Here is a 16,620-nt window from a genome sequence, read left to right on the forward strand (position 1 = left end):
GGTGGTGGAGTATGATCGCTGGCTGGTTTGCAACCGTTGTTTTCAGGTACTTCCATGCGACTGACCCCAGTTGACAATTTGGCATCCGCTGCGGCGGCGAAGCTGAAGTGCGGGTTCGCAATCGTCGTGGCGAGTTGTCTGCTCGCTGGCTGTGCGTCGACGCGATGTGCCCCCGGTCGGTCACAGGTTGATTTCGAATTGCAGTCCCGCGTTGCAGACGGCTTAGGGCCGGAGACGTGTGGTGAATCGCTCATCCCAGACGATGTTCTGCTTGACGACGGCATCACGGCCGACGAAGCCGTTGCTGTCGCGTTGTGGAACAACTCTGCGTTCAATGCCACGTTGTCTCAGTTAGGAATGGTTCGCGGCGATCTCGTGCAATCTGGCCTGTTGAGGAACCCGCAGTTTCAGATTTTGCTTCCCGGTGGAACCAAACAGCTTGAGTGGGCGTTGTTCCTTCCCGTCGATGCGTTTCTGCTTCGGGAAACTCTTTTGGATATGTCGGAACGCGAAGTTTGCCGTGTTGCAGAACTACTTGTACAGAACGGTTTAGACGTCGTCCGCGATACGCGAGTGGCCCACGCCGATCTTGCATTCGCGGTCGGTCGAGCAGCACTCGCCAACGAAGCGGTCGACGTTCGCAAACGTATTGCGGATCTAACAAAGAAGCAACTTGACGCTGGGGATATAAGCGAACTGGAAGCCACGACGGCTCGAATTGATTTACTTCGTGCCCAGGCGGACGCAGCCGGACTCCAACATGCCGTTGCTCAGGCGGAAGCCCGTTTGAAACAGTTGATGAGTATCGGAACATGGTCGACAACCTTGCAGCCAATCGCCGATGAACCGCTGAACAACGCATCCAGCTATGAACTTCACGCATTAATCGACGAAGCCATGACGTGCCGGCCGGACTTGCGAGCGGCGTCGTTTGCCGTGGAAGCAGCGAAGAAGCGAGCCGACGTGTCTCGCTGGCAGTGGTTGCGATTCGACGTCGTGGCAGACGCAAACTCCGGTGGAGCGGGCAACACGAATTTTGGCCCCGGCTTTCGATTCGATATTCCGATTTTCGACCGCAACCAGGGCGGCATCATGACAGCGGACTGGTCCGTCAATCAGGCCGTCCAAAACTACAACGCGGTTCGTGATCAGGTCGTCATGGAAGTCCAAACGGCTTACTCGCAGTCGCAACAGGCGACCGACAACCTTTCGATTCTGCGTTCTGATGTCCTGACGTCGTTGCAGCAAGCAGTCGGACTCGCGGAGAAAGCCTATGTTGACGGCGGTGCTCCGTATTTTCTCGTCCTGCAAACAACCAGCCAGTTTCTGGATTCGCGGACACAGGAATTGCAGCTCGTTGCGGACCTGCGAAGAGCTCAGGCGAATCTCGACCGTAGCGTCGGACGAAATCTGGCACGTTCTGGACAACAGGAAGTTGTCGTTCCATTAGAGTTTATCGAAGAAACACCCACACTTCCGCCAGTCGATGAGTTTCAACAGACACGGGCGGACGAAGGCGAACCCAATATTCTGATCATCTCGCAAGACGGGGCGTCATTGTTTAGCGGAGACACCAGAGACGAACGGATTGGCAACAAATTGCGACGAATCGCAGACCAACTGGATGCGATGGAAACACAACCGTTGCAAGCAAAATCGGGGATTGTCTCACCGGTTAGCTTTGGCGAAGCCAGAACGACGGGGTGGCAGGAATAATGCAGCAATCACGTTTCTACATCATGACCGCAGTGTTGATGACAGCATCTGCATGGTCCACCGGTTGCTCAAAGAGCGACAAGCCGTCTTCTGCGAAATCCGAAAAGCCTGCGAAGGTGGAAGCCCATCCGAACGAGGCCGACATCTACCGCATCACTTTGAGGCCGGAAGCTGTCAAACGTTTGCAGATATCGACCGTGTCCGCTGAACGACGGCCAATGCCACGAACTCGATCACTTGGCGGCGACGTGATGATCCCCGACGGCAAACGAATCCCCGTGACGGCTCCGTTGACCGGTAAACTGCTGCCTGCGGGCAAGGATGTTCAGGCTGTAGCTGGTCAGCGAGTCGCCGCGAATCAAACGCTCTTCAAACTGACTCCGATGCTCCCTCCACAGCAGGAAGTTCCAAACGCAGCGGAAAGAGTCCAGATGGCCAACGCACGGGCCACGCTGGTGTCTTCACAGATTCAGGCCGAAGGTGATATGAAACAGGCAGCGGCTCAAGTTGAAGGAGCGAAGATCGCGTTTACCCGAGCAAAGCAACTGCTGGCCGATCGAGCCGGAAGCCGACGACAGGTCGACGAAGCCGAAGCGGCTCTGAACGTCGCTATGGAAGCTCAAAAGGCGGCAGCGGAACGCAAAGCTTTGCTCGACAAGCTGACGCTTGATGCGAAGACAGGTGAAGCTCAGGAGGTTGACATTCAATCACCGCACGACGGCATTTTGCAGACGGTTTCCGCACGTACGGGACAGGTTGTCAACGCGGGCACGCCGCTGTTCGAAATCGTGGATCTGCAACAGATGTGGATTCGAGTTCCCGTATACGCCGGGCTGGTCGGCGAAATCGACGAGACAACCCCTGCAGCGGTCAGCGGGTTGTCGTCGTCATCCGAGATTGTGTCTGCCAAGCCGATTCCAGCTCCTCCGACGGCCACCGCACTTTCTGCATCCGTCGACCTGTACTACTCCGTGGACAACGCGGATTCGAGATTCCGTCCCGGCGAAAGAGTCACGGTGCGCGTGCCGTTGAAAGGCGAAACCGATTCGTTGGTGGTGCCTCGTGCCGCTGTGCTGAGAGACATTTACGGCACTGGGTGGGTGTATCTGCAGTCCGGCGAAAACGAATTTCGCCGCGAGCGTGTAGCAGTGACATTTACGACCGATGATCTGGCAGTTCTCAGCCTCGGCCCCGAAGTCGGCACCGCTGTCGTTGTTGACGGTGCAGCGGAACTGTTTGGAACAGAATTCGGAGCCGGCAAATGAACTGGTTGGTTCAGGCGGCTCTTAGATTTCGTGTCATCGTCGTGGCGGCTGCCGTCGCGTTGATTGTTGTCGGTGTGCGAACGGCGGACGACGTCCCGCTCGATGTCTTCCCGGAATTCGCCCCGCCACGAGTAGAAATCCAAACCGAATCTCCTGGATTATCGACTGAAGAAGTCGACAGTCTCGTCACCGTTCCGATCGAAAACTCGCTGAACGGAATTCCGTTCGTCGATCACGTACGATCCAAGTCTGTGCTGGGCCTGTCTTCTGTGCAGCTTTACTTCGAACGTGGCAGCGATCTGATCACGGCAAGAAATCTTGTTCAGGAACGACTGACGCAGGCTGCGACAAGATTACCAGCCAACATAAACCAGCCCGTGATTCTGCCACCATTGTCGTCTCTGAGCCGAGCGATGAAAATCGGTTTGTGGTCAGACACGCATTCGCAAATGGACATGACGGTCCTGTGCAAGTGGACCATTCGTCCGCGACTGATGGCGATTCCCGGCGTTGCCAATGTTGCGATCTGGGGAGACTACGACAAGCAGTTTCAGGTGCTCGTGAACCCAGACCGCCTGCGAGCCAACAACATCGACCTAAATACCGTGATGGCATCGGTCACGCGTTCCGTGCAGCCAACATCCGGCGGATTCATCGACACTCCAAACCAGCGACTGGCATTGAGGCACAAACAGTCGGTCGACACTCCGGAGAAGCTGGCGGACACCGTCGTCGCGTTTCGCGGCAACGCTCCCATCAAACTGGGCGATGTGGCCGAAGTGAAGGTCGGAAGTCCTCCACCGATCGGCGATGCCATCATCAACGACGTGCCCGGCATTCTACTGATCGTTGAGAAGCAACCGTGGGCCAACACGCTGGACGTCACCAAAGGCGTTGAAGCAGCGATGGAAGAACTCCGTCCCGCGATGACCGGAGTGAACTTCGACACCACCATTTTCCGCCCAGCGACATTCATTGAGCGAGCGTTGGAAAATCTGGCTCATTCGCTGGTGATCGGCTGTGTGCTGGTGATCGTGATCCTGGCGCTATTTCTGTTCAACTGGCGAGCCGCTCTGATCAGTTCTCTGGCGATTCCACTTTCGCTGGTCGCCGCCGTGATGGTGCTATGCTGGCGAGGCGGAACGATCAACACGATGGTGCTGGCCGGGCTGATTATCGCTCTGGGAGAAGTTGTCGACGACGCAATTATCGATGTCGAAAACATCCTGCGTCGCCTGCGAATTAACAACGATGAAGGTAACCCAAAGTCGGCCATGCGAGTGGTCTATGAAGCGTCGATCGAGGTCCGCAGCGCAGTTGTCTATGCGACGTTGATCGTTGCACTGACATTGGTCCCCGTGTTCTTTCTGGAAGGCCTGGCCGGTTCGTTCTTCCGTCCGCTGGCCGCTTCGTACATTCTGGCGATCCTTGCGTCACTGGTTGTTGCACTCACGGTGACTCCTGCGATGTCGCTCCTTCTACTGCCTCGGGCGTTGGGTAAGAAAGAGCGTGAATCTCCCGTCACCGCCTTCCTGAAACGTCTGTATCGCTGGGTCCTGCCTCCGTTAGTCAGACATCCGTTGCCCATCGCCGGATTCGTAATTCTTGTGTTTGCGGGAGCCGGTTTTTCTGTGCCCCATCTGGGCGAAGAACTCATGCCGAAGTTCAAGGAAACCGACTTCCTGATGCACTTTCTGGAGAAGCCAGGCATCGGCGTCGAAGCCATGAATCGTATCACGATTGCGGCCAGTAAAGAACTGAGAGCGATCGACGGCGTGAACAATTTCGGTTCGCACATCGGACGAGCTGAAGCCGCCGATGAGGTGTATGGACCGCACTTCACGGAACTCTGGATCAGCATCGACCCCGAAGTCGACTATGACGAAACCGTCGGCAAAGTTCAGGAAGCGGTCGATGGCTATTCCGGTCTGCACCGCGACCTGCTGACGTATCTGACGGAACGCATCAAGGAAGTGCTGACCGGTTCCAGCGGAGCCATTGTCGTCCGTATCAATGGCCCGGACCTAGAACAACTCCAGGATCACGCTCGACAGGTCGAAGCGGTGCTGAAGACCATTGACGGCGTTACCAATCTGAAAGTTGAGCCACAGGTTCTCATTCCGCAGATCGTCGTGGACTTCAAGCCGGACGCCGCCGCTCAATTCGGCCTGACTCCGGGAGACGTGCGTGCTGCGGTCACAACGCTGGTCAGTGGCACACAGGTCGGCGAAATTTACGAGGGTCAGAAGATCTTCCGAGTCATGGTCTGGGGCGACAAGTCCACTCGCCGAGATATCGATGCCGTCAAGACGCTGCTCATCGACACACCATCCGGGGCACAAGTGCCTCTACACGATGTCGCGTCTGTCGAGATTATGCCTGCCCCAAACGCAATCAAACGCATCGGTTCTACTCGTAAGCTGGACGTCATCTGCAACGTCGATGGTCGAGACCTCGGCAGCGTCGCCACCGAAATTCAGGATCGCGTCTTAAGCGAAGTCACCTTCGCTCAGGAATACCACCCGGAATTCCTCGGCGAGTATGCCGAAGCTCAGGCCTCTCGTCAGCGCCTGTTCGGTCTGACGATCTTTTCGCTGCTCGGAATTCTTCTGCTGCTGCATTCCGACTTTCAGAACATGCGAACTGTTCTGCTGATCTTTCTAACGCTTCCATTCGCACTCATCGGCGGTATCGCGGGTGCGTTTCTGTCTGGCGGAGTCATTTCGCTTGGATCGCTGATTGGATTCGTCACGGTTCTTGGAGTCGCCGCCCGCAACGGGATCATGCTGATGGACCACTATCGACATTTACAACGAGAAGAAGGCGTCCCATTCGGCCCGGAACTCATCATCCGCGGAGCCGAAGAACGCCTCGCCCCAATCCTGATGACAGCCCTGACCACCGGCCTTGCTCTCGTGCCACTGCTGATAACCGGCAACAAACCCGGGCAGGAAATCGAATACCCGATGGCGTTCGTGATTCTTGGCGGACTGGTGACATCAACGCTGCTCAACCTGCTCGTCCTGCCACCGCTGTTCGCGAAGTTTGGCACTTCAGAACTCAGTCGTCACAGACCGCTCGACACCGTCGGGCCGCTGTGATTTTGGTGCCACCGCAATTCGGCCAACCTGGCGATTTGCACGACCGACTCTGCGGGCCAAGCCGTGGTATGTCAGCCATGTCGCGGCCAACAAGATTCCGCGTTTTGGCGATCCCCGGAATTCAGGCTCCGTTGACGGCACCGTTGCTACAGCCGCGTCCCTCGTAGGTTGGCCGGAATGGCCAGCCAGGAGTCGCACGATCTCGTGGCGCACTGGTGTTCAGGCGGCCGTTATTGGCCGGAAATGTCACGGAAACATCGCGAACGCGGCCCATCGGCGGGGAATTGTCACCTCTTTGTAAAGAAACGGGCGTCATCAGCAGATCTGCTGCGAATTCTGTTAGATTTCCGGCGAAAACCGAGCGAACGCAGAGACCGGATTTTCTGCCTCGGGATTACGGTTGGCCGCATGCAGTGCCTTGCGAGCGAACGTTTTCTAACTTGGATTGCAAAAACTCGGGAACCTCGATTCGATGGCTACGACATCTGTACTACTGGAATCTCTTCCCAGAACTTCTGCCGAAACTAAACAGGTGAAGTTCGGTAAATGCGACGGCTTTATGCAAGCGTTGCGGGAACGTGTAGACGCCTATTTTGTGGAGACTGGACAGGCCAAACGCGATCACTGGCGAATGTACGTGAAGACTGTGGTCATTCTTAGCTGGATCACGGCGTCATATATTGGGCTGATCTTCTTTGCCGTTGCCTGGTGGCAGGCACTGCTGCTTTCGATGTCGCTCGGTCTTGCGATGGCGGCCGTCGGCTTCAACATTCAGCACGACGGCGGTCACGGAGCGTACTCACGGTTTCCAATCGTGAACAACATGATGGCGTTTACGCTTGATATTCTTGGTGGAAGTTCGTTCATCTGGAAACGTACTCACAACGTCGTTCATCATTCTTACACCAACGTGACGGGCGTGGACGGCGATATCGACCTCGGCTTTATGGGCCGTCTGTCGCCCCACCAGGAACGCTACGGCTTCCACCGGTTTCAGCATTTCTACCTGTGGTTCCTGTACGGATTCATCACGTTCAAATGGCAGTTCCGAGACGACTACCTCGGCTTGATTGCTGGCAAAGTCGGCAACACTCGCATCTTTCGGCCGAAGGGATGGAATGCCGTGGCTTTGGTCGTCGGCAAACTCATTTTTATCACGCTGGCGTTCATTATCCCGTTTTCGCTGCATGCCTGGTACAACGTTTTGCTGTGCTTTTTTGCGGCGTCGTTTGTGCAGGGCGTGGTGCTAAGTGTCGTCTTTCAGTTGGCTCATGTCGTCGAACATGCTGATTTCCCGATGCCGGAAGAAGAATCGCTGCGGATTGAAAATGCATGGGCCGTGCATCAGGTGGAAACCACGGTCGATTTCGCACAAACCAGCCGTCTGGTGAATTGGTATACAGGTGGTTTGAACTTTCAGATTGAGCACCATTTGTTCCCTCAAATCTGCCACATTCACTACCCGGCTCTGGCCAAGATTGTTGAAGACACTTCTCGGGAATTTGGTGTGAGTTATAATGCTCACCCAACGGCGGGATCAGCGATCGCATCGCACTACCGCTGGTTGCGTCAGATGGGCCGTGCGGATGTCGTGACGGACGCGGACGCGGCGATTTGAGATCTTAGATTTCAAATTTCGAATTCTTTTGTCCCAGTGGCTGGATTGGGCAAGCGGCTTCAAGTGAAACCCGGATGGCCAATTTTCGCCGAAAACGATCTCACCTGAAGCTGCCGATCTGGACAACGGTGGTGCTGGCCACGCTGAACATCACGCTGATGGTGGTGTTAATCGTCCAGTTGGCACGGCACAACCTTTGGCTGGGCTTAATTCTGGTTTCCATCGCGCTGGCCATCAGTCTGTTTGGCATCTCGTTCTATTCGTTTCTCACGATCAAAGAAATTCAGCTCAATCGGCGTCAGTCCAACTTCGTGGACAGCGTGACTCATGAACTGAAGACGCCAATAGCAGCTTTGCGGCTGTATCTGGACACGTTGGTGATGCGTGACATCGGTCCGGCCGAACGTCGCGAATTTTACGAAACCATGGGCACCGAATTGGAACGGCTGGACCGGCTGATCAATCAGTTGCTGGAAGTCGGCCGCCTTGACGCTATTGGAACTCAAACAGAACCCGAAAACGTCGACCTGCGCAAGCTGCTGAAGTCACATGCGGAACTGGCCTGTCGCCACCACAAGCGTCTTCTGGACGAAGTCTTTACCTTTGACGTTGCGGCTCTAAAAATCCATTCGCGGCGTATGTTGCTGGACATGGTTTTTGGCAACCTGATCGACAACGCCGTAAAATATGGCGGCGATCCGCCGAAGGTACACGTTACGGCATTGGCGCGCGGGCGAGATCGCATTCTGGTCCGGATTCGCGATCACGGTGCCGGAATTCCTGTGGATCAGCGAGCCAGGATATTTCGGCTGTTCTTTCGAGGCAGTGACGAACTTCAGCGAACGCGAAAAGGCACGGGCCTGGGCCTGTACATTGTGCGCACGCTTGTCGGTATTATGAAGGGGAAGATCGTCGTGACCGACGGACCGGACGATGTGGGCAGCGTGTTTGAAGTTGTTCTTCCGGTCACGTTTGCGGCCGCGGAATCTGAGGCGGTTTCCGAGAAATCAGGAGTCTGAAGACGATGAAAATCCTTGTCGTGGAAGACGAAGCGAGTATCGCGAAGGGATTGCGGATCAACTTCGAGATGGAAGGTTACGAGGTTGAACTTGCCGAAGACGGCCACAAGGCGTTGGAACTACACAGCTCTGCGTCGCCTGCATTCGACCTCATCGTGCTCGATCTGATGTTGCCTGAAATGAGTGGCTATGAAACGTGTCGCAAGCTGCGTCTGGTGGATAAAGAGGTCCCCGTGTTGGCGCTGACTGCTCGTACTTTGGCGGAAGACAAGACGCAGGCATTCGACTGCGGAGTCGACCAGTACATCACCAAGCCATTTGCGCTGCCGGAACTGCTGAGCCGCGTGCGAGTCCTGCTGGAACGTCGTCGCCGAACTCTGGACCAGGGAATGGCGGTCCGCGTTGTTGAAGACAAAGAGCGATTTGGGCAGGTGACGGTCGATTTTGGACGGTTCGAAGTCACCAACAATGGCGAGGTGCATTCGCTGACGACTCGCGAGATCGAGTTGCTGCGTTACTTTCTGCAGCATGACGACGTGGTCCTGTCGCGCGGCCGACTGCAAACCGACGTGTGGCGAGATTCAGCGGAACTCACAAGCCGATCAATCGACAACTTCGTGATGCGGCTGCGGAAGATGATAGAAGCGGATCCCGCCAATCCTCGTCACCTGATCTCTATTCGTGGCACAGGTTACCGGTTTATCCGCGAACCGGAATAGGTGTCAGCGCCCCCGCGACGACGGCCCAAATGACTTTCTGCGCCAGCTGTTCCGAGACGATGCCAGGGGCCGGACGCGGGGTGTTGGATGGCTGCTCTTAACTGCTGCAACCCCGGCAACTGTCGCGACCGACATAATCTGCGCTGAGGCACGGCGTGGTTTTTGAGCAACCGTGGTCTTTTCACAACATTCCCGAGTGAAAAAACCGTCAGAGTTCGCGAACGTGACCTAGCTTTACTCCGAAGGACTTCGCGCAGGAACGGATTGTTGCGCGGTTCACTTTTCGAATTGAGTCAAATCCTCGGAGTAAACAATGGTTGCCCCCGCTAAACCACGCTCTAACAACAACGATTTCGAAACGCTGAAAGAGCACATTCACGGCAAGCTTGTCGAAAAGCTTGACCTGACTCGCCTTTCAGAGCTCGAAGGCGATTCGCTGCGTCGTGAAATTCGAGTTGTTGTTGAACATCTGTGTGACACAGAAAATCCGCTGCTAAACCGCTCCGAACGCGAACGTCTGGTAGAAGAAGTTCTGGACGAAGCCTTCGGTTTTGGTCCGCTGGAACTCCTTCTTAAAGAAGAAGGCGTTGCGGACATCATGATCAATGGTCCCAAAAACGTCTTCCTTGAAAAAGGCGGACGCATCATTAAGTCGGAAGTGACGTTCCGCGACAACGAACATCTGCTTCAGATTCTTGACCGTATCGTTTCGAAGGTCGGCCGTCGTGTTGACGAAACGTCACCGATGGTTGACGCTCGACTTCCAGACGGTTCACGACTGAACGCCATTATTCCACCACTGGCACTGGACGGTCCGTCACTGACGATTCGTCGGTTCGGTTCCAATCCGCTGACGCTGGAAGACCTGTTGAAGTTTGGCGCTTTCACGCCGGAAATGGTGATGTTCATGGAAGGAGCCATGAAGGCTCGCCTGAATATTATCATCAGCGGTGGTACCGGTTCTGGTAAAACGACACTGCTGAATACGCTGTCCAGCTTTATCAGCAACGAAAACCGAATCGTTACGATCGAAGACGCGGCGGAAATTCAGTTGCAGCAGGAACACGTGCTGCGATTGGAAACTCGACCACCAAATATCGAAGGTAAGGGAGCGGTCACCGCGACCGACCTGGTGAAGAACGCTTTGCGTATGCGACCTGACCGAATCATCATCGGGGAATGTCGTGGCGGCGAAGCACTGGACATGTTGCAGGCGATGAACACTGGCCACGATGGATCATTGACCACGGTTCACGCGAACAATCCTCGCGATGCGATCTCTCGTATTGAAACTCTGGTCAACATGAGTGGATTCGAACTGCCGTTGTCAGCTTTGCGGAAGCAGATTTCATCGGCCGTTCATCTGATCATTCAGGCCAGTCGACTTCAGGGCGGTCCTCGAAAAGTGACGTACGTTACAGAGATCGTCGGTATGGAGCAGGACACGATTGTCATGCAGGACATCTTTAAGTTTGTGCAGGACGGAATCGATCAGAACGGTAAGGCCATTGGACACTTCATGTCCACCGGCGTGCGGCCAAAATGTATCGAACATCTTGAGCAGGCTGGCGTGAAGCTGCCACCAAGTATTTTTGCTGAACGGACGCTTCGCAGTAACTAGGAACTTTTGACTACAACGGCGGCCCGCGGGTTGCCACATTCTGTCACCGACCTCGAACAGAAGTCGGACCAACTGTGAACTTCAGATTCGATGGTTGCCTTCGGAAGATGCCTTCCATCGAAGAAAAGTCACCGGAGTAAGATCAATATGGACCCGGTCATCACAATCATGATTGCCGCCTGCGTTGGTGCAATTGCACTGGTGTTTGGCGTTGGCAGCATTCTGCAGAGCCGTCGCGGTTCTCAGGCTGAAAACCGACTGGCTGCCTTTACGGGCGGGAAATCTCAAATTGGTTCTGAGATCGCTGACGAGATCGTGCGCGACGGAATGGCGTCGGCAAGCGGTTTGTTTGGCCAGTTGGCGGCTCGATTCAAGAACCTGCCAATGTTCTTTCAGCAGGCCGAATCGCCGTTGAAGCCGGAACAGTTTGTCGCACTTTGCGGCGGAGCGGCAGCGGCAGGCGGATTGATTGCGATTCTGGTTCGCTCACCGCCCGCACTGATTCCGGTTGGTGCATTCGCAGGATTTTCATGCCCATGGCTGTGGTTGTGGATGAAACGTCGCAAGCGGCTGAAGAAATTCGAAGGTCAGTTGTCGGATGCGTTGGAACTGATGGCTCGTGCTCTCAGATCCGGTCACAGTTTGACATCCGGGCTGCACGTCGTTGCCAGTGAAATGCCGGCTCCGATTTCAAAGGAGTTCCACAAGGTTCACGAAGAGCAGAACCTGGGTATTCCCATTGATACAGCACTGAAGAATTTGCTGAAACGTATTCCCAACATGGACCTTCAGTTTTTCGTCATCGCCGTTTGTATTCAACGCCAATGCGGTGGCGACCTTGCTGAAATTCTGAACAAGATCAGTGCGATCGTACGAGAACGATTCAAGATCCTGGGCCAGGTTCGAGCTCTTACCGGTGAAGGCCGTATCAGTGGTATCGTGCTGATGGCATTGCCACCGCTGTTATTTGCCGCCGTGTATTACCTGAACCCCGACTACGTGATGATTCTGTTCGATCGTGAAGAAGGCCGCAAAATGCTGTTTGCGACGGGCTTCCTTCAGATCCTTGGTGCGGTCTGCATTAAGAAGATCATCGACATTAAGGTGTGACAAAGAGAACAATCGGAACTCGACGCTGCGTCGGGTTCTGAAGCGAAGTTGTTGATTCACTTCAGATTTCAGAGAACAGTCTCATGAGTGCAGAAACTATAATTCCACTGGCCGCGTTTGGTGCCATCGCATGTGGCGTGTGGGCAATCCTTAGCATCTTCACGAAGAATAAATCGCGTGCGAACGAGCGATTGGAAGAGCTTCGTGACCCGGGTTCACGCCGTCGTCGTGGTGAAGGAAACGGCGGCAAGATGAACAACATGATTGAAAAGGCGGCACCCGCCCTTTCGAAAGCGTTGCAGCCGAAAACGGAAACCGAAGAAAGCAACCTGAAAGTTCGACTGGCCAACGCGGGCTTTTCCAGCCCTAACGCGCCACGCAACTTCTTGGCTTTAAAATTGGTTGGTCTGATCGTTGGTATTCTGTTCGGAGCCGTCTACGGTTTCGCAAACATGGGCGCGTCCAGCAATTCATGGATGGCGTTTGTGATCGGTGGCGGTACCGGGTTCTACCTTCCGGAAGGGATTCTGACACTGTTGAAATGGTCGCGGCAGCAGAAGATCTTTCTGCAGTTACCGGATGCGTTGGACCTGCTGGTGGTTTGCGTTGAAGCGGGCCTGGGCCTGGACGCGGGCATGCGTCGCGTGTCTGAAGAACTGGCCAGCGGTGCACCAGAAGTCTGCCACGAACTGGCGACGGCGAATATGCAGTTGCAGATGGGTAAGCCGCGCCGCGAAGTCCTGCATGACCTTGGCGTGCGTACCGGTGTAGACGATATGCGTTCACTGGCCGCGATTTTGATTCAGGCGGACCGATTCGGTTCGTCGATTGCTCAGGCACTGCGAGTTCAGTCGGACAGTATGCGAACCAAACGGCGGCAGTTGGCGGAAGAGAAGGCTCAGGGAGCAGCAGTGAAGATGATCTTCCCGCTGGTTCTGTTCATCTTCCCCGGCATCTTTGTAATTCTGGTAGGCCCTGCCGGCATCCAGTTGATGGACAACATCGTCAACGCTCCATAGTCCGGCCGACGTCGCTTACGCCCAATCCACCAGCGATTCGACGTAGGCGGCAGATCCGTCTCGAAGCCAGCCGTCCAGTTGAGCTGGGTCTTTCAGCTGCTGGCCGCGCATCGTTGGCACGACAAGATACTGACAGTCGACGTCTGGCAACGCCGTCATGTCACCCCACAGTTTTTCAAACTGCAAAACCGGGAAGACGTCTTCCTGGCCACGGCCCCAACGCTTCTTGACATCTTTGAGCGTGATGTAAGTCGGAATTCGGTGGCCGAGTGTTCGAACAGCCGCGTCAATCTTAGATCGGTCTGCCAGGTCGTCACGTGACAGGCCGAAGATCTGCAGCAGTCGATCGATACTGATCCATGTGGTCAGTGTGTTGTAGTACGACAGCTTGAATTCATCTTCTTCGCGCGGCATGGCCAGCCCTTCTACCAGACGCACTCGCCCATCGACCCGCGCCAACCCGCCGCCTCGATCGTCCAGCCGACGGCTGATGACTTCGTAGGACAAGTCGGCGTTTGATGCGATATGCAAACCCAGGCAGCCAGCATCCAGATCCGCTCCCAGCGTATCTACGTTGTGCAGCATTAGGTATTGCAGATTGGGGTGCTGCTGCAGCATGCGTTGCAGCGTTCCGTTCAGCAACAGGTTCGGAATTTCGTACCAGTGGCCGACGGGATGCAGACACTGCAGCGGAAGGTTGTCTGTGTAGTCGGATGCTTCACCGGATGATCGAGCCCAGTTTGCCAACGCTGCTCGAACACTGCTTCGCATCTTTTCCTGTTGTTCGTCCAGCACCTGCTGCGGCATTTCTTCCCATGCGAATTGCAGGTCACGTATCGTCGGAATCATGCGCAGCCCGACCGATGCACCTTTCGATACGCGCACATCGTCGCTGTCGTAGCGTTCCTGAACGAAGCGGCGAATCGCGGGGTCTGTCAGGTAGCCCGTGCTGATTACGTGAGGCACAACGGCTTCGAACCGCTTCGCTGCGTGCCTGGTTTTGGCCAGGTGAATGTCAAGAAATGAACGGAATTCACCGTTCATCCGGCAGAACATGTTGAGCGCTTTGACAACGCCAGCTCCCTGAGTCCAGCGGCTGCCGACCCCGGCTGCCAGCGTGACTACGCCGGCGCGCCCTTCGCTGATCGCCTTGTGTCCGAGTTCTACCACGCTGTTTTCGATGGCAGCGCGAGCGTCGGTGACGTCGTCATCGTTGACGTCCTGAATTCGGACGGTTGCGGCCAGTCGGTTTTGAGCGAGGCCAAGGCGGCCGGACGTGAGTTCTTCGCGGAGTTGTTCGTGGCCGACCGGATCGAAGCCGTTCTCTTTCAACAGCGATTGCAGAGTATCTGCGGATTCCGTGTCGTTGATCGAACATGGCAGAATGCGATTGATCATCCGCATCGCGAAATCGGAATCTTCGCCCCCATTGCGGCACACGTCGCCCGCCCGCTCGATTTCGCGCCGAGTCATCGGCGACAACGTGTTGAAGTCAGCTTTCAGCAGGTCCGGCACGACTAAAGCTCGGTAACCGACCGGCATGTCACCGTCGCGCTTCAATTCGCAGAAGGTGCCTCGATCGTTGATCGCAAAATCATAAACGACCGGATTCATCGCAAACGGTACGCTGTCCTGCATTGACTGCTTCACTTCCTGCATCATCGTTTGCAGCCAGGCCTGAGCTTCGTCGCGGACAGCGGGATCGAAAATGAAACCCATTCCGCCGCCGGACATACCGCCCAGCATCCAGAACCCGTGAAACTGAGCTTTGTATTTTTCGCGGCAACGCCGTATCAGTTCTTCTGTGTAAGCGTTGGAACACCATGGAATGATCGTCTGCAATGGTTCGCGGAAGTTCCGATCAGTGGCTCGACCGACCGCTGCGATGTCGCCATCCGCCAAAGCGGTCGTGATATCTGCCAGAATGCTGATTGCGTCTTTGCGAGCTGCCCATTCCGCTTCGCTGCGAAGCAGGTACTTCTCGGTCACCATCTCCAAAATCGGGCCCACGTTTTGAGCCATCCCGCCATGGACCAGCACGAGGCTGCGTTGCAGGCGTTCTCGCGTTTCGTGGCTGATGTCCGCGTCGCTGAAGACGGAGTGCTGCGGCATCAGACGGCCACGGCTGATACCGAATTCCGGATCAGATTCCGTCGCGATGGCTCCTTGAATGAGCTTGATTCCCGGCCACACGCCACCAGAATCCTGCCAACCGCCGCCGGAACCGCCCAGCCATTCGCCCAAAATCGCCCGCGCCGCAACAATGCGACGATCGGCTTCTGTGAGTGCGCCGGTCAGCGAGGAAACCTGTCCCGTCGCTCGCATGCACATGGCAATTAGCGAGCCCAGTAGGTTGGTGCTGACAGCCAAACGTGAACCCTTGGGAATGTCGTTCACGCGGCTGACGACTTCCAGCCCCATGCCGGGACCAATTGTCGCTGCGAATACGTCAGCGATTTTCGCACCGCAGCCTTCCAGGCCTGGCGGGATCAATCCGGCGGCGATCACGGCGGCCTTTAAAAGCCCCAGGTAGTCACGGGCAAAGTCAAACACTTCGTTGACGTCGTGAATGTCCGCTTTGGAATCCAGGTCGATGCTAACAAGTCGCAGCACCGGTTCGTCGATAATTCGCAGGCTGCAATCGATCGGCGGTTCGGGTGATTTGTGACGACCTCGCACCGCGAGATCGACGCTGGCATTGATGACTTGAGCACCTTCCGGAAAATCCATCCCCAGAAAAAAGATGTCACTCCACGCGCTGTGAGTAAAGTCCATGCGTACGGACGTCCGTTCGCGCAGGCACGGAAAGCAGCGTTCAGACGAATTGAATTCCAATAGCTCGGGGCGAATTCGTAGCGGAATGTCTGCTGGATGTCCGGTGCGAAACATCCATTGATTGCCCTTCACTGTTCGGACGCTGCGCCGCACCTGATTGGCCAGCGTTTGGAAGGCGAGGCGATGATAAGCTTCGGCGATCGCGCTGGTGAGTGTGACGGTGGGGCCAGCGGATTTCTGAGCGTTCAGAAAGGTATCGATGGCTTCAGGGAACCGGCGACCTAACAGTTGTTCGTAACCGCCAAACGGGATCACTCCGACTTCGCGACCGACAAGTTGCTGCGGCAGATGAAAGCGATAGATCGCATACAAAAAGAACAACGCCCGAACTCGCTGGTACAGGTTCGGACAGCTTCGGCGAAACTCATCCAGTGTTTCACAATGCGACAGCAGTTCGTCTGCGGAAAGATTGTCGCACAACCGGTCCAGCGGCTGGTTTCGCACAGCCGGATCGTCAGAGGTGATTACCTGCAGGAAGTCGGTCATGGTATTCAATGAAAACTGGTTTCGGTGACGTCAGGGCTCGTGTTAACACCAAGGTCGCGGAGACGTAAGGGGCCGCAATGTTTGCGCGACTGCACTTCAGGCCAGCGCGCG

Annotated in this window: 10 protein-coding genes; 9 read left to right on the forward strand and 1 reads right to left on the reverse strand. The window is 55.7% G+C overall.

What is annotated here, in order from left to right:
- Positions 1–54: 54 nt before the first annotated feature.
- The 9 genes from Fuma_RS03355 to Fuma_RS03395 all read left to right on the forward strand — a co-directional run bounded on the left by Fuma_RS03355 (position 55) and on the right by Fuma_RS03395 (position 13,188).
- Positions 55–1,716, forward strand: a complete 1,662-nt coding sequence (locus Fuma_RS03355) for a TolC family protein (RefSeq protein ID WP_077022891.1) — start codon at positions 55–57, stop codon at positions 1,714–1,716.
- Complete coding sequence (locus Fuma_RS03360) at positions 1,716–2,981, forward strand: efflux RND transporter periplasmic adaptor subunit (protein ID WP_083731776.1); 1,266 nt, start codon at positions 1,716–1,718, stop codon at positions 2,979–2,981. The genes Fuma_RS03355 and Fuma_RS03360 overlap by 1 nt, the downstream gene beginning before the upstream one ends.
- The gene (locus tag Fuma_RS03365; RefSeq protein ID WP_077022893.1) at positions 2,978–6,082 is read left to right on the forward strand and encodes an efflux RND transporter permease subunit; all 3,105 of its coding nucleotides are present in this window, start codon (positions 2,978–2,980) and stop codon (positions 6,080–6,082) included. Before Fuma_RS03360 ends, Fuma_RS03365 begins: the two co-directional genes overlap by 4 nt.
- Before the next feature lie 472 nt (positions 6,083–6,554).
- Positions 6,555–7,700 carry a fatty acid desaturase family protein gene (locus Fuma_RS03370; RefSeq protein WP_077022894.1) on the forward strand — a complete coding sequence of 382 codons (1,146 nt, stop codon included), beginning with the start codon at positions 6,555–6,557 and terminating at the stop codon, positions 7,698–7,700.
- A 74-nt stretch (positions 7,701–7,774) separates the two neighbouring features.
- Positions 7,775–8,719: a sensor histidine kinase gene (locus tag Fuma_RS03375; RefSeq protein WP_077022895.1), complete on the forward strand. Its 945-nt coding sequence runs from the start codon at positions 7,775–7,777 to the stop codon at positions 8,717–8,719.
- A gap of 5 nt (positions 8,720–8,724) precedes the next feature.
- Positions 8,725–9,438, forward strand: coding sequence for a response regulator transcription factor (locus Fuma_RS03380; RefSeq protein ID WP_077022896.1), 714 nt, complete (start codon positions 8,725–8,727; stop codon positions 9,436–9,438).
- A gap of 313 nt (positions 9,439–9,751) precedes the next feature.
- A complete protein-coding gene (locus Fuma_RS03385; protein WP_077022897.1) occupies positions 9,752–11,059 on the forward strand; it encodes a TadA family conjugal transfer-associated ATPase in 1,308 nt (435 codons plus the stop codon).
- A 147-nt stretch (positions 11,060–11,206) separates the two neighbouring features.
- Entirely contained in the window at positions 11,207–12,169 is a 963-nt protein-coding gene (locus Fuma_RS03390; protein ID WP_077022898.1) for a type II secretion system F family protein, read from the forward strand.
- 83 nt (positions 12,170–12,252) lie between these two features.
- Positions 12,253–13,188, forward strand: a complete 936-nt coding sequence (locus tag Fuma_RS03395; RefSeq protein WP_077022899.1) for a type II secretion system F family protein — start codon at positions 12,253–12,255, stop codon at positions 13,186–13,188.
- 15 nt (positions 13,189–13,203) lie between these two features.
- Here Fuma_RS03395 and Fuma_RS03400 read toward each other — a convergent pair whose 3' ends face one another.
- Positions 13,204–16,509 carry a UTP--glucose-1-phosphate uridylyltransferase gene (locus tag Fuma_RS03400; RefSeq protein WP_077022900.1) on the reverse strand — a complete coding sequence of 1,102 codons (3,306 nt, stop codon included), beginning with the start codon at positions 16,507–16,509 and terminating at the stop codon, positions 13,204–13,206.
- Between the last annotated feature and the right edge of the window lie 111 nt (positions 16,510–16,620).

The organism is Fuerstiella marisgermanici (assembly GCF_001983935.1).
In the GTDB taxonomy this organism is placed as follows: Bacteria; Planctomycetota; Planctomycetia; order Planctomycetales; family Planctomycetaceae; genus Fuerstiella; species Fuerstiella marisgermanici.